This window comes from Kitasatospora sp. NPDC087271, assembly GCF_044744605.1.
In the GTDB taxonomy this organism is placed as follows: Bacteria; Actinomycetota; Actinomycetes; order Streptomycetales; family Streptomycetaceae; genus Kitasatospora.
In genome coordinates this window covers 221,881-246,265 of record NZ_JBIUYQ010000003.1, presented here as the reverse complement: position 1 = coordinate 246,265, position 24,385 = coordinate 221,881, and the positions used below count along the sequence as shown (strand labels likewise).

At 71.3% G+C, this 24,385-nt stretch carries 20 protein-coding genes and 2 pseudogenes; 12 read left to right on the top strand and 10 right to left on the bottom strand.

The window, feature by feature from the left end:
• Nucleotides 1–422: 422 nt before the first annotated feature.
• On the top strand, nt 423–1,574 hold the full coding sequence (locus tag ACIO9K_RS07535) for a DNA gyrase subunit B (RefSeq protein ID WP_400327718.1): 1,152 nt from the start codon (nt 423–425) through the stop codon (nt 1,572–1,574).
• A gap of 343 nt (nt 1,575–1,917) precedes the next feature.
• Nucleotides 1,918–2,622 carry a TetR/AcrR family transcriptional regulator gene (locus ACIO9K_RS07530; protein WP_363581175.1) on the top strand — a complete coding sequence of 235 codons (705 nt, stop codon included), beginning with the start codon at nt 1,918–1,920 and terminating at the stop codon, nt 2,620–2,622.
• Between the two features lie 199 nt (nt 2,623–2,821).
• Here the strand turns inward: ACIO9K_RS07530 and ACIO9K_RS07525 are convergent, their stop codons facing one another.
• The 3 genes from ACIO9K_RS07525 to mgtA all read right to left on the bottom strand — a co-directional run bounded on the left by ACIO9K_RS07525 (nt 2,822) and on the right by mgtA (nt 9,086).
• Nucleotides 2,822–4,459, bottom strand: a complete 1,638-nt coding sequence (locus ACIO9K_RS07525; protein ID WP_400327716.1) for an amidohydrolase — start codon at nt 4,457–4,459, stop codon at nt 2,822–2,824.
• Nucleotides 4,460–4,495: 36 nt separating this feature from the next.
• Nucleotides 4,496–5,914, bottom strand: a complete 1,419-nt coding sequence (locus ACIO9K_RS07520; protein WP_400327714.1) for an APC family permease — start codon at nt 5,912–5,914, stop codon at nt 4,496–4,498.
• A gap of 427 nt (nt 5,915–6,341) precedes the next feature.
• On the bottom strand, nt 6,342–9,086 hold the full coding sequence (gene mgtA / locus ACIO9K_RS07515) for a magnesium-translocating P-type ATPase (RefSeq protein ID WP_400327712.1): 2,745 nt from the start codon (nt 9,084–9,086) through the stop codon (nt 6,342–6,344).
• Nucleotides 9,087–9,515: 429 nt separating this feature from the next.
• Here mgtA and ACIO9K_RS07510 point away from each other — a divergent pair, with 429 nt between their 5' ends.
• The 10 genes and pseudogenes from ACIO9K_RS07510 to ACIO9K_RS07465 all read left to right on the top strand — a co-directional run.
• Nucleotides 9,516–10,232: a VIT family protein gene (locus tag ACIO9K_RS07510; RefSeq protein ID WP_400327710.1), complete on the top strand. Its 717-nt coding sequence runs from the start codon at nt 9,516–9,518 to the stop codon at nt 10,230–10,232.
• A 559-nt stretch (nt 10,233–10,791) separates the two neighbouring features.
• Nucleotides 10,792–11,853 (top strand): carbamate kinase, encoded by a 1,062-nt coding sequence (locus ACIO9K_RS07505; RefSeq protein ID WP_400327708.1) that lies wholly within the window; start codon nt 10,792–10,794, stop codon nt 11,851–11,853.
• A complete protein-coding gene (locus ACIO9K_RS07500; protein ID WP_400327706.1) occupies nt 11,850–14,249 on the top strand; it encodes a phosphoketolase in 2,400 nt (799 codons plus the stop codon). Before ACIO9K_RS07505 ends, ACIO9K_RS07500 begins: the two co-directional genes overlap by 4 nt.
• 210 nt (nt 14,250–14,459) lie before the next feature.
• Nucleotides 14,460–14,621, top strand: coding sequence for a YqaE/Pmp3 family membrane protein (locus ACIO9K_RS07495; protein WP_363581191.1), 162 nt, complete (start codon nt 14,460–14,462; stop codon nt 14,619–14,621).
• A 39-nt stretch (nt 14,622–14,660) separates the two neighbouring features.
• Nucleotides 14,661–15,692 carry a YihY/virulence factor BrkB family protein gene (locus ACIO9K_RS07490; RefSeq protein WP_400327703.1) on the top strand — a complete coding sequence of 344 codons (1,032 nt, stop codon included), beginning with the start codon at nt 14,661–14,663 and terminating at the stop codon, nt 15,690–15,692.
• 202 nt (nt 15,693–15,894) lie between these two features.
• A complete protein-coding gene (locus ACIO9K_RS07485; protein WP_400328051.1) occupies nt 15,895–17,223 on the top strand; it encodes an NAD(P)/FAD-dependent oxidoreductase in 1,329 nt (442 codons plus the stop codon).
• A 5-nt stretch (nt 17,224–17,228) separates the two neighbouring features.
• Nucleotides 17,229–18,008: a DUF1365 domain-containing protein gene (locus tag ACIO9K_RS07480; protein ID WP_400328049.1), complete on the top strand. Its 780-nt coding sequence runs from the start codon at nt 17,229–17,231 to the stop codon at nt 18,006–18,008.
• Nucleotides 18,005–19,291: a class I SAM-dependent methyltransferase gene (locus tag ACIO9K_RS07475; protein ID WP_400327701.1), complete on the top strand. Its 1,287-nt coding sequence runs from the start codon at nt 18,005–18,007 to the stop codon at nt 19,289–19,291. The genes ACIO9K_RS07480 and ACIO9K_RS07475 overlap by 4 nt, the downstream gene beginning before the upstream one ends.
• 67 nt (nt 19,292–19,358) lie before the next feature.
• A complete protein-coding gene (locus tag ACIO9K_RS07470) occupies nt 19,359–20,192 on the top strand; it encodes a DUF1295 domain-containing protein (RefSeq protein ID WP_400327699.1) in 834 nt (277 codons plus the stop codon).
• A 74-nt stretch (nt 20,193–20,266) separates the two neighbouring features.
• A pseudogene (locus tag ACIO9K_RS07465) lies at nt 20,267–20,458 on the top strand (IS630 family transposase); the annotation flags it as partial.
• A 165-nt stretch (nt 20,459–20,623) separates the two neighbouring features.
• On the opposite strand, the gene ACIO9K_RS07460 reads toward ACIO9K_RS07465, so the two are convergent.
• The 7 genes and pseudogenes from ACIO9K_RS07460 to ACIO9K_RS07430 all read right to left on the bottom strand — a co-directional run bounded on the left by ACIO9K_RS07460 (nt 20,624) and on the right by ACIO9K_RS07430 (nt 24,366).
• A complete protein-coding gene (locus ACIO9K_RS07460) occupies nt 20,624–20,887 on the bottom strand; it encodes a hypothetical protein (protein WP_363582719.1) in 264 nt (87 codons plus the stop codon).
• 109 nt (nt 20,888–20,996) lie between these two features.
• Nucleotides 20,997–21,668, bottom strand: coding sequence for a hypothetical protein (locus ACIO9K_RS07455; protein WP_400327697.1), 672 nt, complete (start codon nt 21,666–21,668; stop codon nt 20,997–20,999).
• A 97-nt stretch (nt 21,669–21,765) separates the two neighbouring features.
• A pseudogene (locus ACIO9K_RS07450) lies at nt 21,766–21,999 on the bottom strand (protein-L-isoaspartate(D-aspartate) O-methyltransferase); the annotation flags it as partial.
• A 177-nt stretch (nt 22,000–22,176) separates the two neighbouring features.
• Nucleotides 22,177–22,320, bottom strand: coding sequence for a hypothetical protein (locus ACIO9K_RS07445; RefSeq protein WP_363625574.1), 144 nt, complete (start codon nt 22,318–22,320; stop codon nt 22,177–22,179).
• A 107-nt stretch (nt 22,321–22,427) separates the two neighbouring features.
• Nucleotides 22,428–22,646: a hypothetical protein gene (locus ACIO9K_RS07440; protein WP_363625576.1), complete on the bottom strand. Its 219-nt coding sequence runs from the start codon at nt 22,644–22,646 to the stop codon at nt 22,428–22,430.
• A 118-nt stretch (nt 22,647–22,764) separates the two neighbouring features.
• Nucleotides 22,765–22,965: a hypothetical protein gene (locus ACIO9K_RS07435; RefSeq protein ID WP_363625578.1), complete on the bottom strand. Its 201-nt coding sequence runs from the start codon at nt 22,963–22,965 to the stop codon at nt 22,765–22,767.
• A gap of 552 nt (nt 22,966–23,517) precedes the next feature.
• A complete protein-coding gene (locus ACIO9K_RS07430) occupies nt 23,518–24,366 on the bottom strand; it encodes a helix-turn-helix transcriptional regulator (protein WP_363625582.1) in 849 nt (282 codons plus the stop codon).
• Nucleotides 24,367–24,385: the final 19 nt, after the last annotated feature.

Below are 24,385 nucleotides of genomic sequence, written 5' to 3'. Positions count from 1 at the left end.
CGCAACACACGCCCGACGCCACCCGAGGCCGCGGACTCAATCGCATGCGAAAACGCCGTGCCTCCACGTCCGGCGCCAGGAATCCGGACAGCTGGAACGGCCCACTCATCAGTCGAGCCGTCCGGCTCTGCGGGCCCGAATGGCCGCGGAGCCGGACGGTTCGGGCGTCATCCACGACCGCACCGGGGCGACGTGAAAATTTCTGAAATTCGTGGCCCCGCAGCCGCCCGGAACAGTGCCGCAGACGCCCCTCGGAGGGCCGCGGCCGGATTGCGGCGGCAGTGCGCACCCATCCCGGCCGGGCGCTCGCGATTGCCCCTCAGGGGCCCGTCCGCGGCCTCGCCAAAGTGGCTTTGACCTGGTGTTTTCTCGGAAATCTCGTAGGCTGGGGAGCTCTGTCGGACACCCTCGGAGGGGGCATCATGAGCGAGGAATGCAAGGCGTACGACGCCAGCGCGATCGTGGTTATCGAGGGCCTGGAGGCCGTTCGGAAGCGGCCGGGGATGTACATCGGATCGGTCGGTGAACGCGGCCTGCACTACCTGGTGTTCGAGGTCGCCGAGCGGGCGATGGACGAGATCCTCGGCGGCACCGCCAGCCGTGTCGAGATCGCCCTCACCGCCGACGGTGGCGTCCGCGTCGCCGACGACGGCACGGGCCTCCCGGTCGGGCACGCCGGCCACAGCGACGGCCCTGCGCTGGAGAGCCGGTTGGCCGTGCTCTGCTGCGGGGCACAGCCTGCCAACCGGCGCTCGCTGCTCGGCGGCTACTTCGACGTGGGACTGGCCGTCGTCAACGCGCTGTCGGGCCGTCTGACGGCCGAGGTGCGGCGCGACGGCGCCCGCTGGGTGTTGGAGTACGAGCGAGGCGTAGCTGTCGCGACGCCTACCCGCACCGGACCGGCCGACGACAGCGGGACCGCGATCACCTTCCGGCCCGATGCCGAGATCTTCGAGACACTGGAGTTCTCGTTCGACGCACTGGCCGAGCGCTTCAGGGAAATGTCCTTCCTGAACCGGGACTTGGACATCACCCTGACCGATGACCGCGACCCTGCGGCGCCCCGGGCCGTCCGCTTCCGGTTCCCGGGCGGACCGAGGGACCACATCGCGGAGCAGAGCGCCCCCCTCCACCCGGACGTGATCGGTTTCGAGCGCGAGTACTCCGAAATGGAGGGAACTGTCGAGGTGGCTTTCCGTTGGTGCGACACCCGCGAGGAGCGGGTCGCAAGTTACGCCAACAGCCGGCCGACCACCGGCGGCGGCACGCACGAGCTCGGCTTCCGCGACGGCCTGGCGGCCGCGGTCAACGCCTACGCCCGCGAGCAACAGCTGCTCACCCCGTCCGACCCCGACCTCACCCCCGCCCAGCTCGGCGCGGGCCTGACGGCGGTCGTGTCGGTGAAGCTCGATCGTCCCGAGCTCGAGGGGGCCACCCGCGACCGACTGGGCAACGGGCCCGTCCGCGCCTGCGTGACCGAGGCCGTCCGAGAGCACCTGGCTGCCTGGCTCCGCGCCAACCCGGCACAGGCGACCGCCGTCCTCGCCCGGATCTCGATGACCACCCGCCGCTGACAGCACACCGAAGGCACCGAAGCCCAGGTCGGGATTGGTCCCCGGCCTGGGCTTTTCGGTGGGCGCAGCCCGCCCCCGGCCGGCCGGACACCTGGCGCTCCCTCGCCGAGGCCTGGCGGGTCCGCCGGCGCCACCCACCTCACCGTCACCACCGACGACCTCTCCCTACTGGGCCCCCTGCACGCGGCGCTGACCGGGTAGCGCGCCGGCTCAGGACACGGAACCGCCGATCAGGCCATCGCACGGTCTCCAGAGGCCCGCGTGCGGCCCGGCGGCCAGCCGGGAGTGCTCCCGGCCGGCTTCCTCTGGTCTACGTCAAGTCTGTTGACCTAAGCTGCCAGGCATGAGCGAACGGGTAGTCCCCGAGCCCCGGCGGCAGCGTCGGCGGCCCACCAAGCAAGGCGTCATCCTGTCGAGGGAACTGATCGTCGACACCGCGTTGCGGCTCATCGAGCAGCACGGCGCCGACGCGCTCACCGTACGGCGGCTCGGTACCGCGCTCGGCGCCGATCCGAGCGCTGTCTACCGCTACTTCCGCAGCACGGACGACCTGTTGCTCGCCGTCGCCGACGAGCTCATCGGCCGCGCCCAGCACGGTTGGCAGGCCACTGGTGACTGGCGCGCCGACCTGCGTGCCATCGGCCTGCGAATCCACGCCGCCTACCAGGCCCACCCCCAGGCCGCGCTGCTCGCCGCCCACCGCACCACCGGCCGAACCTACGAGATCGCCGCCGTCGAGGCCATCCTCGGCGTCCTGCGCGGGGCGGGCTTCCCCGACCGCGAGGCCGTCCGGATCTACCACGCCTTCGTCGACCAGAGCCTCGGCTTCGCCGCACTCGACGCCGCCGCCCTCGCCCTGCCCGCCGCTGCCCAGGCCGCCGACCTGGAGGTCTGGCAGGCCTCCTACGCCCGGCTCGACGCCACCACGTACCCGCACATCGCCGCCACCGCCCGCCTCCTCACCAGCGACATGCGCCGCAGCGGATATCCCTACGCCCTCGACCTCCTCCTCGACGCCGCCGAGGCCCGCCTCCCGGCCACGGGCTGAGTGCGGGCGACGGACTGAGCGCTGCCGGATCCGGAGTGGCCCTCGGAGCCGGGCCGATCGCTCCCGGCTGCGCCGGCGACCGTCACGGTGCCGACGCAGCCCCGGGGCCTACGCGTTCCTGGGTACGTTTCATCACTTCGTGCGGGGGATCCTCGCAGTGCCCTGAGACCGCCGAGGCACCGACTCACCCCCGGGCGGCTCAGTCCGCCGCGTGGACGAGCCGGCCGCCGACGTAGGTGCGCAGGACGCGGGCGTCGGCGATCTCCTCGGCGGGGGCGGTGAAGAGGTCGCGGTCCAGGACGACGAGGTCGGCGAGGTGGCCCGTCGTGAGGGTGCCGGCGTCGTCATGGCCGTTGACGTGGGCGGTTCCGGCCGTGTACGCGGCGAGGGCGGAGGCCAGGTCGAGGCGCTGCTCGGGGAGGAAGACTCGGCCGTCGGTGGCCCCGGGCTCGCTCCGGTTGACGGCCACGTGGATGCCGGCGAGCGGGTCCGGGCTGCTCACCGGCCAGTCGCTGCCGGCCGCCAGGGTGGCGCCCGCGCGCTGGAGGGCGCCGAAGGGGTACTGCCAGGCGGCGCGCTCCGGGCCGAGGAACGGGATCGTCAGCTCGTCCATCTGAGGCTCGTGCGCGGCCCAGAGCGGCTGGATGTTGGCGATCGCGCCGAGCCGGGCGAAGCGGTGAAGGTCATCCGGGTGAACCACCTGGAGGTGGGCGAGGTGGTGGCGGGTGTCGCGTCGCCCGTTGGCGGCGCGGGCCGCCTCGACCGCGTCCAGCGCCTCGCGGACGGCCCGGTCGCCGAGGGCGTGGAAGTGCACCTGGAAGCCGAGCGCGTCCAGCTCGGTGACGTACCCGCGCAGCGCGGCCGGGTCGACGAAGCTGAGGCCGGAGTTGGCGGTGGCGCAGCCGCAGCCGTCCAGGTACGGGCTGGTCATAGCAGCGGTGAAGTTCTCGGCGATGCCGTCCTGCATGATCTTCACCGAGCCGGCCCGGAACCGCCCGTGGCTCAACCCTGCACGCCGCCCGACCAGTTCGGGGATCTGCTCGGCCCCTCGGCTGCGGTCCCACCAGAGCGCGCCGGTCACCCGGGCGGTCAGCGCGCCGGAGCGCGCGGCGGCCAGGTAGGCGTCGGACGGATCCGGCTGGCCGTTGAACTCGCCGAGCAGCGCGTCCTGCCAGCCGGTGATGCCGAGCGAGTGCAGCAGCCGCTGGGCGCGCAGCAGCCCGTCCAGCCGGTCGGCGGCGGTGGAGGGCGGGATCAGCCGGGCGACCAGGCCGGTGGCGCCCTCCTGGAGCGTGCCGCCCGGGGTGCCGTCCGGCTCGCGCTCGATCCGGCCGTCCGCCGGATCGGGGGTGTCCCGGGTGAGGCCGGCGAGCTCCAGGGCCCGGGTGTTGGCCCAGGCGCCGTGGTGGTCGCGGTTGGTCAGGTACACCGGGCGGTCCGGGACGACGGAGTCCAGCAGCTGCCGGGTCGGCAGCCCGCCCTCGAAGCTCTCCATCGACCAGCCGCTGCCGGTGATCCACGCCTGGCCGGGGTTGGCGTCGGCGTACGCGCGGATCCGCTCCAGGTAGTCGGCGACGCCGACCGTGCCGGTGAGGTCGCAGACCGCCAACTCGGCGCCGCCGAAGACCGCGTGGACGTGAGCGTCCTGGAATCCGGGCAGCAGCAGCTTGCCGGTGAGGTCCACGACCTCCGTCCCCGGCCCGATCAGCTCCCGGACCTCGTCGTGGCCGACGGCGGTGATCCGCTCGCCGGTCACGGCCAGGCTGGTCGCCCGGGTGCGGGCGGCGTCACCGGTGTGGACCGGGCCGCGGGTGAAGACCAGATCGGCCTCGGGCATGGGGGTGCTCCGTTCTCTCGTGGCTTCCACGGGCTGTCAGTCGGTGTCGGGCAGGAAGTAGGGCGAACGCCGCCGCCAGCGGGCCCAGGCGGCCGCCGGCAGTCCGGTGACGATCATCATCACCGTCACGGTCAGCTCGAACCACCCGTTGTCGGCGGCCAGTTCGAAGTGGTCGGCGGAGTCGTAGAACGACCAGGCGAGGTAGCCGCCGACGGCGAGCAGCGCGGCTGCGCCCAGCAGCGGGCCGACCACCGCGCGCAGTCCCTCCAGCGGGTCGCCGCGCAGCAGGTGCCGGAACCGGACGGCCGCCGCGACGGCCGTCAGTGCGTAGTACAGCGCGACGATGATGCCGATCGCGTTGACGGAGGCGGAGATCAGGTCGTTGACGGTGGGGATGGCGATCGAGGCCAGCGCGAGGGCCATCGCGATGCCGGTGATCAGGAGCGTGCCGACGGCGGGCGTCGTGTGCTTCGGGTGCAGCCGGGTCCAGACCGGGCCGAGCACGCCGTCGCGCCCCATCGCGTACATTCCGCGCGCCGTCGGGATCACGGACGACTGCAGGGAGGCCACCGCGGAGAACATGAGCGCGATCAACGGCAGGGCGGCCAGCGGCTGGTGGGCGAGCGTCGTGCCGAAGTAGGCGAGCCCGTGCGCGCCGTTGTCGGCCAACTCGTCGAGCGGCAGCACCCGTTGGAAGGCCGTGCCGGCGAGCAGGAAGAGCAGCAGCATCACCACCAGGGCGAGCATGCCGCCCCGCGAGGCGTCCCGGGGGCTGCGCACCTCCTCGCCGACGCTGAACACCGACTCGAAGCCCCAGTAGCAGAACACCGCCAGCACCATGCCCTGGGCGAGCGCGTCGAAGGACGGGATGTCGAACGGGTTGAACCACTGCAGCGAGAACGGCTGGTCGCCGGCGAACAGCCCGTACCCGCAGAAGCCGAGCAGCACCGCGTACTCGAACACCAGCAGCGCCTTCTGCAGCCGGGCGGCCAGGTCCAGGCCGCGCACCGCCACCAGCGCCGCGCCGACCAGGACCACCAGGCCGAGCAGGGTGCACTGGACGGTCGAGTCGGCGTCGAGGCGCAGGCCCGCGACGCTGCGCACGTGGGCCAGGTCGAGGAGCTGGATGATGGAGGACCCGGTGACCGTGGTGGTGTAGGCCATGAAGACCACGGTGCCGACGGTGTTCACCCAGCCGGTGAGGAAGCCCAGCCAGGGGTTGAGTATTCGGCCCACCCAGCGGTAGCTGCTACCGGCGTCCGGCTCGACGGCGTTCAGCCGCCCGTACCCGCCCGCGATGGCGAGCACGGGCAGGAAGGCCAGCAGCATGATCGCGGGCAGGTGCAGGCCGACGACTCCGGCCATCAGGCCCAGGCCGATGCCGATGCTGCTGGTGGCCGCCGTACTGGAGGCGGCGATCGTCGCCCCGTCCAGCAGGCCGATGGACTTGTGCATGGTGACGTGGGGGCTGCTCGCGTCCGGTCTCGGAGGGTTGCCCGTGGCCTTCACCGTCGGTGTCAACGGATCACCGCCTTGCTCGTGTGGGGGAGGGGTGCGAGACATGAAACCGGTGGCGTCCTTACACGTCAATGCTGTTGTCATAAGAGCTGGGGCGTGGGAGTGGGGCGAGGCGGCCGCAGGGGCGGGTGCGGCGGGTGCGGGGCGGAGACGGGCCCTTCCCTCACCGGGGAGCGGCGGCTGCCCCCATGCGCGCCCGAGGGCATCGATTCGCGGCTCGCCAGGTGAGCGACCCTGCTGGTCGGGCAGGGCGCCGGAGCGCTCCGCGGACCCGGCCGGGTGGCAACTCGCCCGTGACGAAGAAGGTCGTCATCGAGCGGCTCCACGCGTGCTCGTCGATCCTCGACTCCGAGGGCCGGCAGTCCTACTGCGGCCGTCTCGGCGGCCGACTGCCCGCCGGCGGCGAGGACGGCGCGAAGCGCTGCGCGACGTTGTGCGGGGAAGCGGGTCGTGGCGTGCCGGACGCGGCCGCGCGCTGGCGGGCCGCGGTGCTGAAGTACGCGGCGCGCCGCCGCAGGTGGCGCAGGGCGCCGTAGCGCGGCGGGGCCGGGACGGTGGTGGCGGCTGCGCCGTAGAAGAGGCGTTTGCCGACCTCGATCAGGACGAGGTAGGCGATGATCATGCCGACCAGGGTGGCGAAGAACGCCCCTGGTAGCGGCTGGAAGCCGAGGGTGTGGGCCAGTGGCGTGGCGGGCAGCAGGGTGCCGACGGTGACGACGCCGAGGGCCGACAGCGTCAGTGGCAGGCTGGGGTGACTGCGGAAGAACGGGATGCGCCGGGTGCGGATCGCGAAGATCACCAGGGTCTGGGTGGCCAGCGACTCCACGAACCAGCCCGAGCGGAACTGCGCCGGGCCGGAATGGAAGACCCAGAGCATGACGCCGAAGGTGATGAAGTCGAAGACCGAGCTGAGCGGGCCGAAGCAGATCATGAAGCGCCGGATGAAGGCGATGTCCCAGTGCGAGGGCTTGTGCAGCTGTTCCTCGTCCACGTTGTCGGTGGGGATGGCCAGTTGGCTGGTGTCGTAGAGCAGATTGTTCAGCAGGATCTGCGAGGGCAGCATCGGCAGAAACGACAGGAACAGCGAGGCGCTGGCCGCGCTGAACATGTTGCCGAAGTTGCTGGAGGTGCCCATCAGCACGTACTTGATGGTGTTGGCGAAGATCCGCCGGCCTTCGGCCACGCCGTCGGCCAACACGTCCAGGTCCTTCTCCAGCAGGATCACGTCCGCGGCGTCCTTGGCGACGTCGGTGGCCGATTCGACGGAGATGCCCACGTCGGCCGCGTGCAGGGCCAGGGCGTCGTTGACGCCGTCGCCGAGGAACGAGACCCCACCGCCGCTGCGCCGCTGGGCGTGCACGATGCGGGCCTTGGCTTCGGGGCTGACCCGGGCGAAGACGGTGGTGCTCGTGATCGCCTCGGCCAGCCGGGTGTCGTCCAGGGCGTCCACCTCGGCGCCGGTCATGGCCTCGCCCCCACCCAGTCCGAGGTCGTGGCAGACCTTGGCGGCGACTGCGGCGTTGTCGCCGGTGACGACCTTCACGGAGATGCCTAGCGCGGCCAGCCTGCTGAGTGCGGCGGCCGCGTCCGGTTTGGGCGGGTCGAGGAAGACGAGCAGCCCGGCCAGCTGAAGACCGTTCTCGTCCGCCGGCCGGATCTGCCCCGATCCGGCGACGCCGGGCCGGGTGGCGACCGCGATCACCCGGTTGCCGGCGGCGAACTCCGCCGCCAGCGCGTCACGGGCTGCGGCGGGCACGTCGGCGCAGCGTTCCAGGATGCTTTCCGGAGCACCCTTGGTGACCAGGGTCGATACGCCGGCCGTGTCCCGCACGAGGACGGAGACCATGCGGCGCTCGTGGTCGAAGGGGAGCACCCCGAGCGAGGTGTAGCCCGCCAGCGCGGCCCGCTCGCCCGCGGCGGCGGGCGAGCGCCACAGGGCCTGGTCGAGCGGGTTCCCGCCCACGTCCTGCTCGTCCCGCGCCGCGTTCTCGGTGCACAGCAGCCCCCATCGCAGCACCGTGTCGGGACCGTCGGCGCCGACGGGCACGGCGCGCATGTAGTCGATCCGGCCGAGGGTGAGGGTGCCGGTCTTGTCGGTGAACAGGACGTCGACGTCGCCGAGGTCCTCGATGCAGACAAGCCGTTTGACCAGGACCTTGCGGCGGCTCATCCGCCGCGAGCCCGCGGCCAGGCTGGTGGAGACGACGGCGGGCAGCAGCTGCGGGGTGATGCCGACCGCGATGGCCAGCGAGAACAGCAGGGCATCGATGATCGGTTTGTGCAGCGCCACGTTGATCACGAAGATCGAGGTGGTCAGCGCGCCCGCGACGTAGACCAGCAGCAGGGAGAAGCGGCGCAGGCCGACCTGGAACTCGGTGTCGAGCTGGTGGGTGCCGAGCCCGGCGGCGATCTTGCCGAACTCGGTGCGGGCCCCGGTGGACACCACGACCCCCCGGGCGCCGCCGGTGCGCACCACCGTGCCCATCAGGGCGCAGCCGGACAGCTCGGCCAGCGGTGTCCCGGCCGGGACGGCGGCGGTGCCCTTGTCCACGGGCAGCGACTCGCCGGTCAGGAGCGACTCGTCGCACTCCAGTCCCGTGACCTCCAGCAGCCGCAGGTCGGCCGGGACGATGTCGCCCAGGTGCAGCTCGACCAGATCGCCGGGAACCAGCGCGGTGACATCCACCGACACCGGCCGTCCGTCGCGCACCGCCACCGTCGTGTGGCGGATCTGCGAGTGCAGCGCCTCGGCGGCCTTCTCGGCCCGGTACTCGTTGACGAGGCCCAGCCCCACGGACACCGCCACGATCACCCCGATGATCACGGCGTCACTGCGCTCGCCGACCAGGAACGATGCCACGGCGGCGCCCAACAGCAACCCGAGCAGTGGCGAGCGCAACTGGTGCCACAGCACGGGGAAGAAGCGGGCCCGGTGCGAGGAGACCGCGTTGGGGCCGAACCGGGCCCGGCGCCTGGCCACTTCACCGGAACTCAACCCAGCCTCGGCATTGACGTCGAGCCCGTGCAGAACCTGTTCTCCAAGCAGTGTCGCCGAGGCTGCCACCCCGTCCGCGGGCCCGGCCGACCGCACGGGAGCCGCGGCGCTCATCGCGGGTGGTCCCCGGTCCCGCCCGTCACCGTCCTCGGCATGCGACGGCACGCCGACAGGATGCGGGGGAGTGGTGCTGCGTCATACGGATCGCCGCCTCTGGGCACATGCCACGCCCGGGGAGGGCACGGAGTCCGAACAGACCCGGGCGCGCTACGTTTCTCCAGGGTCGCACGGGTCGATCGCTTCTTCCCTCCGGTGCCTGGCTCGGCGCTCACCGGGGCGCCTGTTCTCCCCGGCGCGGCCTCTGGTGGCCGACGCGTCGCTGCGGGACCAGAGTGGAGCGGACGGGGTTCGCGAGGGTGCTCCGCACCCGGGGCGGCGATCCCGGAGCCCGGTGGGACCGTTCCGCCGACGGCGCGGTGCCGGCTCGCGTCGAGGCCGCGCCCGGGTCGGCCGGTGCCGCCGGCGCGGGAGGAGGTACCGACGGTGGCAGGACAGGCCGGCAAGCAGGACGAGCCGCACGGTCGTGCCCTGGGACGCCGTCTGAACTGGCTGCGGGTCGGGGTGCTCGGAGCCAACGACGGGGTCGTCTCCACGGCGGGCCTCGTGATCGGTGTGGCCGGTGCGACCACCTCCCACGTCGCGCTGCTGACGGCCGGGCTGGCCGGGCTGCTGGCGGGCTCGATGTCGATGGCGGTGGGCGAGTACGTTTCGGTCAGCAGCCAGCGGGACTCCGAACGAGCCGCACTGCTGGTGGAGCAGGGTGAACTGGCGGAGGCGCCGGAGGCGGAACTGGACGAGTTGACCGGTCTCTACGAAGCCAAGGGGCTGCCTCCGGCACTGGCGCGGGATGTGGCCGAGCAGCTGACCGAGAGGGACCCGCTGGCCGCGCACGCGGACGCGGAGCTGAAGCTCGATCCGGACGCCTTGACGAGCGCCTGGCAGGCGGCAGGAGCGAGCTTCGTGTCCTTCACCGCCGGCTCGCTGCTGCCTCTGCTGGTCATCCTGCTGCTGCCGGTGTCGTCCCGGGTCCCGGTCACGGCTGCTGCCGTCCTCGCGGTCCTCTGGGCCACCGGGGCTGTCAGCGCCCGCCTCGGAGGGGCGCCCCCCGGGCGGGCCATCCTGCGCAACGTTCTCGGCGGTGGGCTGGCGATGGCCGTCACCTACGGGGTGGGGGTGGCCCTCGGCGTTGCCGGTGTCTGAAAGTCGTTCCCGCATCCGGCGCCCCCGGCCCGGCCGAAGGCCCTGTTCCTGTCGGCGGCGTCCTTCGCACCGGGGGCGCGGGTGCAACCGCTGGCGTGGACAGCACGCACAAGCCGCGGGTAGCGTCGAAGCAGCGGGTCGGTCGTCGCCCCCCCCGGGCCCTCTGCCATCACGCCGGCTCGCAGTGGCCCCGCTCGCAGCCGGGCAGGGCCCGGTGAGTGGCGGACACCGTGGTCACGTCGGACGGCCGGGTACTCGGACCAGTCGGCTGGCCGGTCACTTCTCAGGAGGCGGCCGTCGGCGCGTTCGCGTTGACTCGGCCGGCTCGCCGCCCGGGCTGCGCCGTGATCAGGTCCACCGGGCAGCCCCACTCATCCGGGATCGGCACCGGACATCAACGGCATCGGGAATCTGGACGCCGTGCGGAGGAGCCTCGTGAGTAGCCAAGCCCGACAGTTGGTCACCGACACCGCTCCCGCGCTGGGCCGGCGGTGCGGCGCCGTGACGGGCGCCCGGTGTGCGCCCGAGGCCGTGGGCGCGTATGTGACGGTGCCCTGACATGCGTATCGTGGCCGCGCTCGGTGGCAATGCGCTGCTTCGCCGTGGTGAGAGGCCTGATGCCCGCGTCCAGTTGGGGCACGTGCGCACCGCCGCGCGGGCTCTCGGTCCGCTGGCCGCCCGGCACGAGCTGGTGATCTGCCACGGCAACGGGCCGCAGATCGGCATGCTCTCCCTCGAAAGCGAGAGCGACCCGGCGCTGTCCCGTCCCTACCCGTTGGATGCGCTCGTCGCCCAGACCCAGGGCATGATCGGTTACTGGCTCACGCAGTGCCTGCGCAACGACGGCCTGGCCAAGCCCGTCCTCAGCCTCGTCACCCAGACGCTCGTCGACCCGGGCGACCCGGCGTTCGCCGAGCCGACGAAGTTCGTCGGCCCCGTCTACGACCACCGGCGCGCCCGACAGTTGGCCGACCTGCACGGCTGGACCATCGCCGCAGACGGTGACCGGTGGCGCCGGGTCGTGCCCTCGCCCGAGCCGCAGCGGATCATCGAGCAGGACTCGATCACCCACCTGCTGGATACCGGCTCGGTCGTCATCTGCGGCGGAGGCGGCGGAGCCCCGGTCACCGATGACGGCTCCGGCCGGCTCCACGGCGTGGAAGCCGTCGTCGACAAGGACTCCACCGCGGCCCTGCTCGCCACCACCCTCCACGCCGACCGGCTCCTCGTCCTCACCGACGTACCCGCCGTGATGGCACACTTCGGCACCCCGCAGGCCACCGCGCTGCGCCACCTCGACCTGGACGACCTGGCGGGCATGGAGTTTCCCGCCGGGTCGATGGGCCCCAAGATCGCGGCCTGTCGGCACTTCGTGGCGGCCACGGGCCATCCGGCGGCCATCGGGCAGCTGCCCGATGCGAGCGCGATCCTCGCCGGTGCCGCCGGCACCACCATCACCACCGCCCACGCACACGAGCCGGGCAGCCGTCCGCGCCGGCAGCAGCCGGGCGAGGGTGCCTCGTCGCCGGAGGGTCGGCCGAACACCGGCCCCAGCCGTACGCACGACCTCAGCACCGGCGGGACACGGCCGCGTCCGACCGACGGGAGCCCCGAGCCATGACCGGACCAGCGCTGTCACCGGAGCTGCTCCACCGGATGGACGCCTACTGGCGGGCCGCCAACTACCTGTCGGTGGGTCAGATCTACCTCTACGACAACCCGCTGCTGAAGACACCGCTGGAACTGTCGCATGTGAAGCCGCTGGTCGTCGGCCACTGGGGTACGACGCCGGGTCAGAACTTCATCTACACGCACCTGAACCGGGTCATCAAGAAGTACGACCTGGACATGGTCTACGTCGCGGGGCCCGGCCACGGCGGGCCGGCACTGGTGAGCCACACCTATCTGGAGGGCACGTACAGCGAGGTCTATCCGGACGTCAGCCAGGACGAGCCGGGGATGAGGAAGCTGTTCACCCAGTTCTCCTTCCCCGGCGGGATCTCCAGCCACGTCGCGCCGACCACGCCCGGGTCCATCCACGAGGGCGGCGAACTCGGCTACTCGCTCAGCCACTCCTTCGGCGCCGTGTTCGACAACCCCGGCCTGATCGTGGCCTGCGTCATCGGTGACGGCGAGGCCGAGACCGGGCCGCTGGCGACAGCGTGGCAGTCCACCAGGTTCCTCGACCCGGTCGGTGACGGGGCGGTGCTGCCGATCCTGCACCTCAACGGCTACAAGATCAGTAATCCCACGGTGCTGGCGCGCATCGAGGACGAGGAGCTGACGCAGTTCCTGCGCGGCTGCGGCTGGGAGCCCCACATCGTGGCGGGCGACGAACCCGAGGCGATGCACCAGCTCATGGCCCGGACCATGGATACGGCCGTCGAGGAGATCCGGGAGATCCAGGACACCGCGCGCGCCCGCACGGACGCCGGCCGCCCGCGCTGGCCGGTGATCGTCCTGCGCTCGCCCAAGGGCTGGACCGGGCCGAAGACCGTCGACGGCCTGCGGGTCGAGGGCACGTTCCGCTCGCACCAGGTACCACTGCTGGTGGACGCCGACCACCCCGAGCACGTCGGGCAGTTGGAGGCCTGGATGCGGAGCTACAAGGCGGACGAGCTGTTCGACGAGGGCGGCCGTCTCGTGCCGGAGCTGGCCGACCTCGCTCCGGTGGGTGAGCGGCGGATGGGCGCGAACCCGCACGCCAACGGCGGCGTCCTGCTGCGGGACCTGCGGATGCCGGACTTCCGTGCCCACGCCGTGGACGTCCGCTCTCCCGGCACGGTCAGCGGCAAGGACACCCTCGTTCTGGGACGGTTCCTGAGAGACGTGGTCGCCGCCAACGGGGAGCGCCGCAACTTCCGGATCTTCGGCCCCGACGAGACGCTCTCCAACATGCTGGGCGCCGTCTTCGAGGAGACCGACCGCCAGTGGGACGCCCGCACCATGGAAGGCGACGAGTTCCTCGCCCCTTCGGGCCGGGTGCTGGACTCGATGCTCAGCGAGCACCAGTGCGAGGGCTGGCTGGAGGGCTACCTGCTCACCGGACGGCACGGGCTGTTCAACTGCTACGAGGCGTTCATCCACATCGTCGACTCGATGTTCAACCAGCACGCCAAGTGGTTGAAGGTCACCAAGCAGCTGCCCTGGCGCCGCGACATCGCCTCCCTCAACTACCTCCTCGCGTCCCACGTATGGCAGCAGGACCACAACGGCTTCACCCACCAGGACCCCGGCTTCCTGGACCACGTCGCCAACAAGAAGGCCGACGTGGTGCGGATCTACCTCCCGCCGGACGCCAACTGCCTGCTGTCCGTGATGGACCACTGCCTGCGCAGCCGGCACTACGTGAACGTCGTGGTGGCGGGCAAGCGTGCGATGCCGCAGTGGCTGTGCATGGAGGACGCCGTCGTGCACTGCACCCAGGGTGTGGGCATCTGGCCGTGGGCGAGCAACGACGAGGGCGGGGAGCCGGACGTCGTGCTGGCCTGCTGCGGCGACACCCCCACCCTGGAGGTCCTGGCCGCGGTGTCCATCCTGCGCGAGCACCTGCCCGAGGTGAGAGTGCGGGTGGTCAACGTCGTCGACCTGATGAAGCTGGAGCCCGACACGGTGCACCCGCACGGGCTCAGTGACCGGGACTACGACTCGCTCTTCACCAGGGACAGGCACATCGTCTTCGCCTTCCACGGCTACCCCTCGCTGATCCACCGGCTCACCTACCGGCGCACCAACCGCAACCTGCACGTGCGCGGGTACAACGAGGAGGGCACCATCACCACCGCCTTCGACATGCGGGTGCAGAACCGCCTGGACCGCTTCCACCTCGTCCAGGACGTCATCGACCGGCTGCCCCGACTCGGGGCACGGGGCGACTACGTGAAGCAGCGGATGCGCGACAGGCTGGTCGAGCACAAGCTGTACATCGACAAGCACGGAACGGACCTGCCGGAAATCCGGGACTGGACCTGGGTCGGCACCACCAGCAGCGTTCCCCGCCCGGCGGAGGACGGCTGACTCGGGTCACCACCCTTCGACGCCTCCACGGTGCCTCTCGATGTCCTCAGCCGGGACTGCGGCGTGCCCGGGCGCGGGCCACCGCCTCGTCGAGCATGCCGGGCGCGCTGTGCGGTCCGGCCGACTGCCCGCCGGGCGGCCGACGGTGAGACGATGAGGAGACGGGTCACCGTGCCGTCGGCCACCGCACCTTCGGAACGAGGGATGATCATGGGCAAGGTCCTTCTGGTGCTGTTGTGCCTGGTCCTGCCGTTCCTGGCGGTACTGATCAAGGACGGGCCGAGCATGAAGGTGCTCTGGGCCTTCCTCCTCCAGCTCTGCGGCCATGTGCCCGGAGTCATCTACGGCATCTACCAGGTGGTCAAGGACTGAGACCCCGAAACAGACACCCGACACGCCGGGTTGGCACCCATGTCACGACACGAGAACGAACACCGGCACACCAGCACGGCCGACAGGGCCGGGCCCGCCACCAACGGAGCCGGGCCCACCGAGAGCCCGACCGACCTGTCCAAGAAGTCGTGGTGGGGAGTCCTGAAACGCACCACCAAGCAGTTCAAGGCCGACAGCCTCAGCGACGCGGCGGCCGCGCTCACCTACTACGGTCTGCTGGCGATCTTCCCCGCCCTGCTCGCGCTGGTGTCGATCCTGGGACTGGCCGGCAGCTCCGCCACCAAGCCGCTGCTCGACCGCCTCCGCGACCTCGGTCCCGGATCCGTCCGCCAGCTCCTCACCACCGTGGTGCAGCAACTCCAGACCGACCAGGGCAGGGCGGGCTTCGCACTGGCCATCGGGATCGTCCTGGCCCTGTGGTCCGCCTCCGGCTACGTCGCGGCGTTCATGCGCGCCGCCAACCGGGTCCACGACACCGCTGAGGGCCGGCCGCTCTGGAAGACCCTGCCCACGCGGCTCGCCCTGACCGTCGTCATCATCGCGCTCCTCGCCCTGACCGCCACCGGTGTCGTCTTCACCGGCGCACTGGCCACCCGGACGGGGAAGATCCTCGGAGTCAGCGAGAACGCCGTACAGGTGTGGGACATCGCCAAATGGCCCGTCCTCGTCATCATCGTCATCGCGATGGTCACCCTGCTCTACTGGGCCGCTCCCAGCGCCGAAGCGCCCAAGCTGCGCTGGATCCTCCCCGGAAGCCTGGTCGCCGTCGCGCTCTGGGTCATCGCCTCCGGCGCGTTCGCCCTCTACGTCGCCAACTTCAACAGCCTCAACAGCACCTACGGCAGCATCGGCGCCGTGATCCTCTTCCTCCTCTGGCTCTGGGTCTCCAACGTCGCGATCCTGCTGGGCCTGGAGTTCAACGTCGAACTGGAACGCGGACGAGCCATCGAAGCCGGCCACCCACCCGAGGACAAGCCCCACCCCGAACCCCGCGACACCCGCACACCACCACCCGACACCCCACAGGACCACGACGGACCCGGTCGCTGACTCCCGGCTGTGCTCTCACCACTTCGCCTCTCAACCCGCCCAGTGGCACACCAGCCGACCGCGCAGCTCACCGGCGCGCCGTTCACCCGAGTTCCCCGCAACTGGAAGGTCGGGCCAATCCGCGCCCGAGCCGGTTCCGAAGGTTCGGTGCAACGACAATGCGGGCCGCGTTGCGGCCCCGTCGGGAGGGGCTCTTGTGACAATGTTCGGCACCGACTTCACCACCCGGACTGCCGCCACCGCAGATGGTGGTGCACGTCTGCGCCGGGTGGCGGTGGTGGGCTCCGGCGTGGCCGGACTCACTGCGGCGTACGAGCTGTCCCGGGCCGGGGTGGAGGTCGAGCTGTTCGAGGCCGACACCCGCTTCGGCGGCCACGCCCACACCCAGGAGGCGACCACCGCAGACGGGCGGGTGCTGGCTCTGGACACCGGTTTCCTGGTCCACAACGAGCGGACCTACCCCCACCTGGTGCGGCTCTTCACCGAACTCGGCATCCGCACCCGGGACAGCGAGATGAGCATGTCCGTGCGCTGCGACGGGTGTGGCCTGGAGTACGCGGGCGCCCGCGGGCCGGTCGGCCTGTTCGCCAAGCCCGCCACCCTGGCGCGCGGCCGCTACCTGCGGATGCTGGCCGAGGCGCCGCGTTTCCACCGGCTGGCTCGCCGCCTCCTCGCTGACCCGGCGGCGGGCGACCCGAGCCTGCGCGAATTCCTCTCCGCCGAGGGCTTCTCATCGTACTTCGTGAACCACTTCATGACCCCGGTGGTCTCCGCCGTGTGGTCCTGCGCCCCCGACCTGGCGGGCGACTATCCGGCGCGCTACCTGTTCGCGTTCCTCGACAACCACGGCATGCTCAGCGTGACGGGCTCACCGACGTGGCGCACCGTCGTCGGCGGCTCCCGCACCTACGTCGAGAAGATCACCGAGCGGCTCACCGCAGTGCACCGCTCCGCCCCCGTACGGGTGGTGCGCCGCCACTCGGACGGCGTCACCGTGGTGACCGGGAACGGACACCGCGCCGAGGCCGACGCCGTGGTGGTCGCCACTCACGCCGACCAGGCGTTGCAACTGCTCGCCGACCCGACCGACTCCGAGCTGGAGGTCCTCGGCGCCTTCACCTACTCGCGCAACCCGACCGTGCTCCACCGCGACCCCACCGTCCTGCCCGCTGCCCGATGGGCCCGCGGATCGTGGAACTACCGGATGCCCCACTGCACCGCCCCCTCCGACCGGGTACGGGTCAGTTACCACCTCAACCGGCTGCTGCGGCTGGATGCCGCCGACGACTACCTGGTCACCCTCAACGAGGACCGCCAGCGCCCCGTCCCCGAGCACCTGGTGGTCTCCCGCACCGTCTACGAGCACCCCGTCTACACCGCGCGCACCGTCGCCGCTCAGCGCCGGCTCCCCGAACTCGCCACCGCCCGCACCGCGTTCGCCGGCGCCTACCACGGCTGGGGGTTCCACGAGGACGGCTGCCGCTCCGGTGTCGACGCGGCGCGGTCCCTGCTGGGGGTGAGCGCGCAGTGACCACCCTGCCAGGGCCCTGGGGCGCTGTCCTCTACGACACCCTCACCACGCACGTACGCACCGTTCCCGGGCGGCACGCCTTCCGCCACCGCGGTTACCTGTGGCTGGTGGATCTGGACCGGCTCCCGTCCGTGCCGTGGCCGCTGCGGCCGCTGGCCGCCTTCCGGGCGGGCGACCACGCCTCGGACCCCGCCGGGACGGGGCCGACGATCCGTCGGGACCTGGAACGCCACCTCGCGGAGCAGGGCATCCGACTCGGCGGCGGACAGGTGCTGATGCTGACCCAGGCACGTTCGCTCGGACACGTGTTCAATCCGCTGACGGTGTACTGGTGCCGCGACGACGAAGGCCGGCCACTGTGCACGGTCGTCGAAGTCCACAACACCTACGGCGGCCGGCACCGCTACCTGCTGCCCCCCGATCCCACCGGCCGTGGCGAGACCCGCAAGGACTTCTACGTCTCACCGTTCTTCCCCGTCGACGGCCGTTACCGGATGCTGCTGCCCGAACCGGGGAAGCGGCTGAGCCTGACCGTCCACCTGGAACGGGAGGGCGGCCGCGCCTTCACCGCCACGGTCCGCGGCACCGGCCGCGCCGCAGGCCCGGCAGCCCTGTTGCGTGTCGCGCTTACACACCCGTTCGCCACCTGGGCCGTCAGCCTGCACATCCGCTACCGGGGCATCCGGCTGTGGCTGAGCGGCTTGCCCGTCCACCCCCGCCCGGCTGCCGGTTCGTCCCTGTCAGCCGGTGAACCAACGCTCACAGAAGAGGTGCCCATCCCATGACGAGCACGGTTTCCCAGCCGGTGACGTCGGCGCCAGCCGTCGACCCCGCCCGCTGGCCGGATGTCGCCCGGGTGCCGCACGTTCCGTTGCGCGCGGCCGTCGCGGGACGCCTGCTGCACCGGGTGGCCGCGCGGCGCGACCTGCGCGTCGAACTCCCCGGCAGCCGAACCCTGCATCCGGCCCCGCCCGGCGCACCGGTCCTGCGCCTGCACCACCCTCGCGCCTTCCTGCACCGTGTCGGAGAGAGCGGCCTGATCGGCTTCGGTGAGTCCTACCAGGCCGGCGACTGGGACAGCCCCGACCTCGTCGCGCTCCTCACCGAACTGGCCACCGCCCCCGAGACCCTCGTACCGACCGGCACGCAGTGGCTGCGCCGGTTCTACGTTCAGCGCCCGCCGTCCGGGGAACTGTCCACCGCCGCGAACGCCCGGCGCAACATCCACCGCCACTACGACCTGTCCAATGACCTGTTCGCCCTGTTCCTCGACCCGACGATGACCTACTCCTCGGCGCTCTTCCCGACCGGCCCGGACCCAGAGCCGAAAGCGACCTGGAACGGGCTGGCCCCGGCGCAGCACCGCAAGATCGACCGGCTGCTGGACCTCGCGAACGTCGGCTCCGGCACCCGGTTGCTGGAGATCGGCACCGGCTGGGGCGAACTCGCCCTGCGCGCCGCCGCCCGTGGTGCCCGGGTAGTCAGCCTCACCCTCTCCGAGGAGCAGCTCGTACTGGCCCGCCGGCGCATCGCCGCGGCCGGGCAGGAAGAACGGGCGGAAGTTCGGCTCTGCGACTACCGTGCCGCCGAAGGCGAGTACGACGCCGTGGTCAGCGTGGAGATGATCGAGGCCGTCGGGCGACCGTTCTGGCCGGAGTACCTCGCCACCCTCGACCGGGTCCTGGCCCCCGGCGGCCGGGTCGCCCTCCAGTCGATCACCATGCCGCACGACCGGATGCTCGCCAGCAGCCGCACCTACACCTGGATCCTCAAGTACATCTTCCCCGGCGGCCTCATCCCGTCCGTGCGGGCGATCACGGAGACGGCCGCGCGCCACACCCGGCTGAGGGTCACTTGTGCGGGCGCGTACGGGCCGCACTACGCCGAGACCCTGCGCCTGTGGCGCGAACGCTTCACCGAGCAGTCCGCGCAGGTCGCAGCCCTCGGTTTCGACGAGGTGTTCCAGCGCATGTGGGAGCTGTACCTCGCCTACTCCGAAGCCGGGTTCCGCACCGGCTACCTCGACGTCCACCAACTGCTGCTGACCCGCGAAGAGGTGACGGCATGAGCGCGGCGGCCCTCATCGACACAGCCCTCGGCAAACCTGTCCGGCGGCCCGCCCGGGAGGTTCTGACGTGAACGCCGGCGCCTTCGCGCTCAGCCTCGCCGTCACCGCCGCCGTCGCCCTTGCCGTCCTGCTCATCACGTTCGCGGTCGGAGTGCGCACCGGGCGCCACCGGGGCGTGGACGTCGCCTGGGGACTGGCGTTCACCGCCGTCGCGCTGACCGGCTACGCGCTCTCGGACGGCTACGGGGATCCCGGGCGAAGGCTGCTCGCAACCGTACTCGTCGTGGTCTGGGGCTTGCGGCTGTCCGCGCACATCTGGTGGCGCGCCCGAGGCGCGCCCGAGGACCCGCGCTACGCCAGGATGCTCTCCCGCGCTCCCGAGGGCCCGGCCCGGACCCGGTACGCGCTGCGAATGGTGTACCTGCTCCAGACCGCCATCGTCTGGTTCGTCTCCCTGCCGGTCCAAGCCGCCCAGCACATTCCCCACCCGCCTGGTGCGCTCGCCTGGGCGGGCGCCGCGCTGTGGGCGGTGGGCCTGTTCTTCGAGGCGGTGGGGGACCGGCAGCTCGCGCGGTTCAAGGCCGACCCCGCCAACCGGGGACGGGTGATGGACCGCGGCCTGTGGCGTTACACCCGCCACCCGAACTACTTCGGGGACGCATGCGTCTGGTGGGGCCTGTTCCTGCTCGCCGCCGACACCCCGAGCGGCTGGGCATTCGTCCTCAGCCCGATCCTCATGACCTACCTGCTGGCCTTCGGCAGCGGCAAACCGATGCTTGAGCGGCAGATGGGCGCGCAGCGGCCCGGCTGGGCCGAGTACGCGGCCCGCACCAGCGGCTTCCTGCCCCTGCCACCCCGACGCACCCCCACCGTTCAATCGTTTCCGAGGTCCCGCCGATGACCCTCTCGATCGCCCTGTTCGCCCAGGACCTGCGCCTGCACGACAACCCCGTGCGCCACGTGCACCGTGGTCGACTGTGCTTCACACCGGCCAACGCTTCCTGCGCCAACCCGATCGAGGCGCACCTCGGACCCTTGCGGCAGGTCACCCTCGCCAACTCCGACTACCCCAACCACACGGTCCAGACCCGCGCGCTGCACGCCTACTTCCGCTGGCGCAACGCCGACGCCCGCCACCCCGACGTCCTGGCCGCCCAGTGCCGGGAGTTACCCGGTGCTGTCAGGGCTGGAACAGTTTCCACTGCCCCTCGGAGACGACCTGGAAGAACGTATCACCCTTGCACCTTGTTCCCGACCTGCGGAAATGTGCTGAGGTGTTGGGTGCCACGACCCTGCCGGGGCCCACGCGACCTAGCGACCGAAGGCGCCCAATCAGGGCATCGTCTTCCGCCCTGGCATGCTGATAGGCATCCACGGCCAGGGTGCGGGGCGCAGACCGGTTGCTTCCTCAAGTGGCCGGACGCGGTACCCGGCCTTGATCATCTGGGCCTGGAGCCAGTTGGAATCGCACCCGTAAACCGTCGCGAGCCTTCTGACGCCGACGCCGGAGGCGTACCGGAGGGCGATGGCCGGCAGCGCGGCGATCACGAGTGCCCTGAGCATGGCCTGCCGGTCTTGTTCGGTGGTGGCCCACATGGCTACTCCTGAGGAGGGTGGAGAGTCCTCCGCCCTGCGGCAGCGGGGGCAGCCGCAGGGCGGAGGCGGGCCCGCCGCTGGGGGTTGAGGGCGGCGGGGGTGCGAGGTGTCAGTCCCGGGTGGGGACGGGGTTGTCGGGGCTGTCCAACCACACGGTGTGGCCGTCGGGGGTGACGGTGAGGCCGAAGCGGTCGAAGCCGGGGCGGCCCTGGTCGTCCCACCAGCGGTAGGCGGCCTCCACCTCGTCCCAGAGGTTGCGGGGCCCGGACTGGTACACCTCGTACTCGGTGCGGCCGTGCTCGTAGTCTGCTGACGCCCAGGACCGCTTGTCGCGGCTGTAGATCCACAGCGTGTACGCGCCGTTGTCGTAGCGCTCGGCACGCCAGAACGCGCCGGGTACCCCGAGGCCGATGACGAACTGCTGGAACCACTCGCCGGTGTCCCACGGGGACAGCGTGGTGGTGCTCTTCACGCCGTCGGCCGGCCAGGGCACCCCGTGCAGGTACTCCTCGAACAGCGGCCGTTCGGTGCGCTGCTGACGCAGCCTCATGAAGGCGGAGCCGCCGGTGAACGTGCCGACCGCGCGGGACCGGTCGTCGTTCACGATCAGGCGGACGATCTGCTCGCCGCCGTACTCGGTGCCGAACGGGGCCACGATCACCGCGCCGGGGGCCGACTGCTCCAGCCACGCCGCAGGGATCTCCAGCACGGAGCACGTGGCGATGATGCGATCGTAGGGAGCGCCCTGCGGCCACCCGGCCCGCCCGTCGCCCTCGACCACGGTCGGCGCGAGTCCGGCCCGGCCCAGGTTCTCCCGCCCCCCGGGCGACCTCCGGGTCGTACTCGACGCTCACCACGTTCGCGTCCCCGAGCCGCCGGGCCAGCAGGCCCGCGTTCCAGCCCGTACCCGTGCCGATCTCCAGCACCCGGTCACCCGCGTTCACGTCCAGCGTGCGGAGCATGGAAGCCACCATCGTCGGCATGGAGTTGGACGAACTCGGGGTCGTCCCGAGCCCATCCCCCTCGTGGTCGCCGTCGTCCCACTGCGTCGTCAGTGGGATGTCCGAGTAGACCGCCCTGCACCACGCCCCGGGGTCCTTCGACCGGTACACCACGGGGTTTTGTTTCGTGCCGGTCGCGATGCCCGGCCAGATGCGGTCCGGGACGAACTGCTCGCGGGGTACGGCCTCGAAGGAGGGGAGCCAGTCCGAAGTGAGTGCGCCGCTGGCCACCAGCGCGGAGGCGAGCCCCTGAGGGCCCGCCTCCCTGTGCGTCTCGCCGGTCACTGGCTACTTACCGCCCGCCGGGTTCTGGCCGTCCGAGGTGTTGCCGCCCTCGTCCGAGCCGCCACCGCCGTGCCCGGAGCCCTTGTTGCTGTCGTCCTGCTGCTTGCCGCCGTTACCGGAACCGGTGCCGCCTCCGCGCTTGCCCATGCCGCTACCTCTGTGCTCGTCGTGTCCGGCGGACGGATGCCCGCCGGGTGGTGCTGCCCGTCCCGGCCGTTCTTCCCCAGGTCGGCCGGGACGGGGGTCTGTGGGTGCTACTTGGGGTTCGACGGCTGTTCGGCCCGGATGTTCTCCCCGTCGGAGTCCGTGATGATCAGGACGAGCGGTACGTCGTCGGGGATGAACAGTTCCCGGCGAACCGCGTCGGCGATGACCTGTTCGAAGTGCCTGTCGATGTCGTCCGCCGCGACGTACGGGTCGGACAGTGCCCCCGCGATTTCCAGCTGATAGCCCTCGGCCGGCACGACGCTCACGTTGACTTCACGCGGCACCGGCGGATCAGACGTGTGTACTCCGTAGGGGGTGGATGGTGGTCGGCCACCGCCTGTCCGTCGTCCTCGGCGCTCTCCTGCGGGCGGCTCGACACGGGACCTACGCCGGGCGCTTGTCGAGCGCGGCCCGCAGCGCGGCACGGCGGTGGGGCGTCCGGGCGCGGATGATGCAGTCGTTGCAGATCGGGTGGCAGGTGCGCTGGGGGTCACCGGGGGCCTGGAGCGAGGTGCCCGCGCAGACCAGCGTCTCCCGGGAGCAGACCCAGCACGTCCCCTCGCGGTAGCCGTCGGGCCGGTCCACGACGCGCCCCTCGCCCGGAGGCCAGGAGGGCGGCAGCGTGTTCAACCCGCGGCCTCCAAGTCCACCAGCAGGACCATCTCCGGTAGGGATCGCTGGAGCTGTCCCGGTTCACCCAGGCGTGGTTGGCGAGCCTGCTCGGGGTCTCCGCGACGGTGCCCGTCCATCCGTCCTTGCGGTGCCGGACCGGGTCGCCCTGGATCACACCGACTTTCACAGTTGCGCCTCTCCATCGGTGCTCATGCGGCGTTCCTGCGGGCGACGCAGGCGGGGCAGGTGCACCAGGACCGCACGGCGGCGATCTGAAGCTCGCCAGCCCCGGACAGGGGGCGGCTGGCGGCGTTGGCCGTCCTGTAGTCGTCCGGCGGGCTCCAGCCGGGGGGAAGTCGGTTCGACTCACTCTTGCTCCGACCCACGTCGACCTCGCGGTACTCACGCTTGGGGTTGCGTCTCGCCATCGGTCTGTCCTCCTTCGCCGTGGCGGTGGGGGTGCGTGATAGACCGTAGGGAGGCAGCTACAGACGGTGCCACTATCTTGCACCGTCTTGCACGGATTCACCCGAGAGCGCGGATGGCCTGCTCAATTAGGGTCCGCGCTTCGCGGCCGTGTACCGCCATGCCCGAGAGAACCCTGAAGGCCTTCGAGTACGCGGCAATCTCGCTCGGCGTCGTGATCTTGACGACTGCGGTCAGCAACTCGGCGTCCACCTGCCGATCATCGAACATGTAGAAGGCTTCGAGCGGCCACATAGCTCGCGGCGCTCGGAAAGGAATCACCCCAAGGCTGACGCGGGGCAGGGCCATGATGTCCAGCAGGTGGCGCAGCTGATCCGCCATGGCTTCCTCGTCGCCCAGGGGGTAGTACAGGACCGTCTCCTCCAGGACGAAGGCGTAGGTGCAGCCCCCCTGATGGAGATAGCGCCCCCGTTGGAGGCGGCTCTCGACGGCGGCCTCAACATCATTCGGCGTGTTCTGGAAGGCCGTGATGGCTCCCATCAGCGCGCGAGCGTATTCACGGCGCTGGACGATCCCCGGCATAACGTTGGAGCAGTACATCCGGATCTGCCGGCTGTTCTCGAACAGGGGCAGGATGGCGTCCTGGGCGTGCTTCATGCCTGTTCGATGCAGGCGCTTCCACTCGACGTACATCTCGTCGGCGGCACGACTCGCGGCAACCAAATCGGCCGCCTCGCCCTCGGCACCACAGGCCACGCACCATCGCTGGATGTCATCTGCGGAGGGCGGCGTTTTGGCCCCTGCGATGCGAGAGACCTTGGACTCGCTGAAGCCCGTCCGTAGGGCCAGATGATGCCCCGTCAGGCCAGCTTCTTGCTGAAGGGCTTTCAACCTCTTGGCGATCGTCTCACGGGCGCCTTGCGCACTGGACGATGGGGACAGGGGCATGATCTGGCGGTCCTGCGTA

Bases quoted from the DNA above. Each gene is read 5' to 3' on its own strand.
- ACIO9K_RS07535 (WP_400327718.1), top strand. From the start codon at position 423: ATGAGCGAGGAATGCAAGGCGTACGACGCCAGCGCGATCGTGGTTATC.
- ACIO9K_RS07530 (WP_363581175.1), top strand. From the start codon at position 1,918: ATGAGCGAACGGGTAGTCCCCGAGCCCCGGCGGCAGCGTCGGCGGCCC.
- ACIO9K_RS07525 (WP_400327716.1), bottom strand. From the start codon at position 4,459: ATGCCCGAGGCCGATCTGGTCTTCACCCGCGGCCCGGTCCACACCGGT.
- ACIO9K_RS07520 (WP_400327714.1), bottom strand. From the start codon at position 5,914: ATGCACAAGTCCATCGGCCTGCTGGACGGGGCGACGATCGCCGCCTCC.
- mgtA (WP_400327712.1), bottom strand. From the start codon at position 9,086: ATGAGCGCCGCGGCTCCCGTGCGGTCGGCCGGGCCCGCGGACGGGGTG.
- ACIO9K_RS07505 (WP_400327708.1), top strand. From the start codon at position 10,792: ATGCGTATCGTGGCCGCGCTCGGTGGCAATGCGCTGCTTCGCCGTGGT.
- ACIO9K_RS07500 (WP_400327706.1), top strand. From the start codon at position 11,850: ATGACCGGACCAGCGCTGTCACCGGAGCTGCTCCACCGGATGGACGCC.
- ACIO9K_RS07495 (WP_363581191.1), top strand. From the start codon at position 14,460: ATGGGCAAGGTCCTTCTGGTGCTGTTGTGCCTGGTCCTGCCGTTCCTG.
- ACIO9K_RS07490 (WP_400327703.1), top strand. From the start codon at position 14,661: ATGTCACGACACGAGAACGAACACCGGCACACCAGCACGGCCGACAGG.
- ACIO9K_RS07485 (WP_400328051.1), top strand. From the start codon at position 15,895: ATGTTCGGCACCGACTTCACCACCCGGACTGCCGCCACCGCAGATGGT.
- ACIO9K_RS07475 (WP_400327701.1), top strand. From the start codon at position 18,005: ATGACGAGCACGGTTTCCCAGCCGGTGACGTCGGCGCCAGCCGTCGAC.
- ACIO9K_RS07460 (WP_363582719.1), bottom strand. From the start codon at position 20,887: ATGTGGGCCACCACCGAACAAGACCGGCAGGCCATGCTCAGGGCACTC.
- ACIO9K_RS07445 (WP_363625574.1), bottom strand. From the start codon at position 22,320: ATGGGCAAGCGCGGAGGCGGCACCGGTTCCGGTAACGGCGGCAAGCAG.
- ACIO9K_RS07430 (WP_363625582.1), bottom strand. From the start codon at position 24,366: ATGCCCCTGTCCCCATCGTCCAGTGCGCAAGGCGCCCGTGAGACGATC.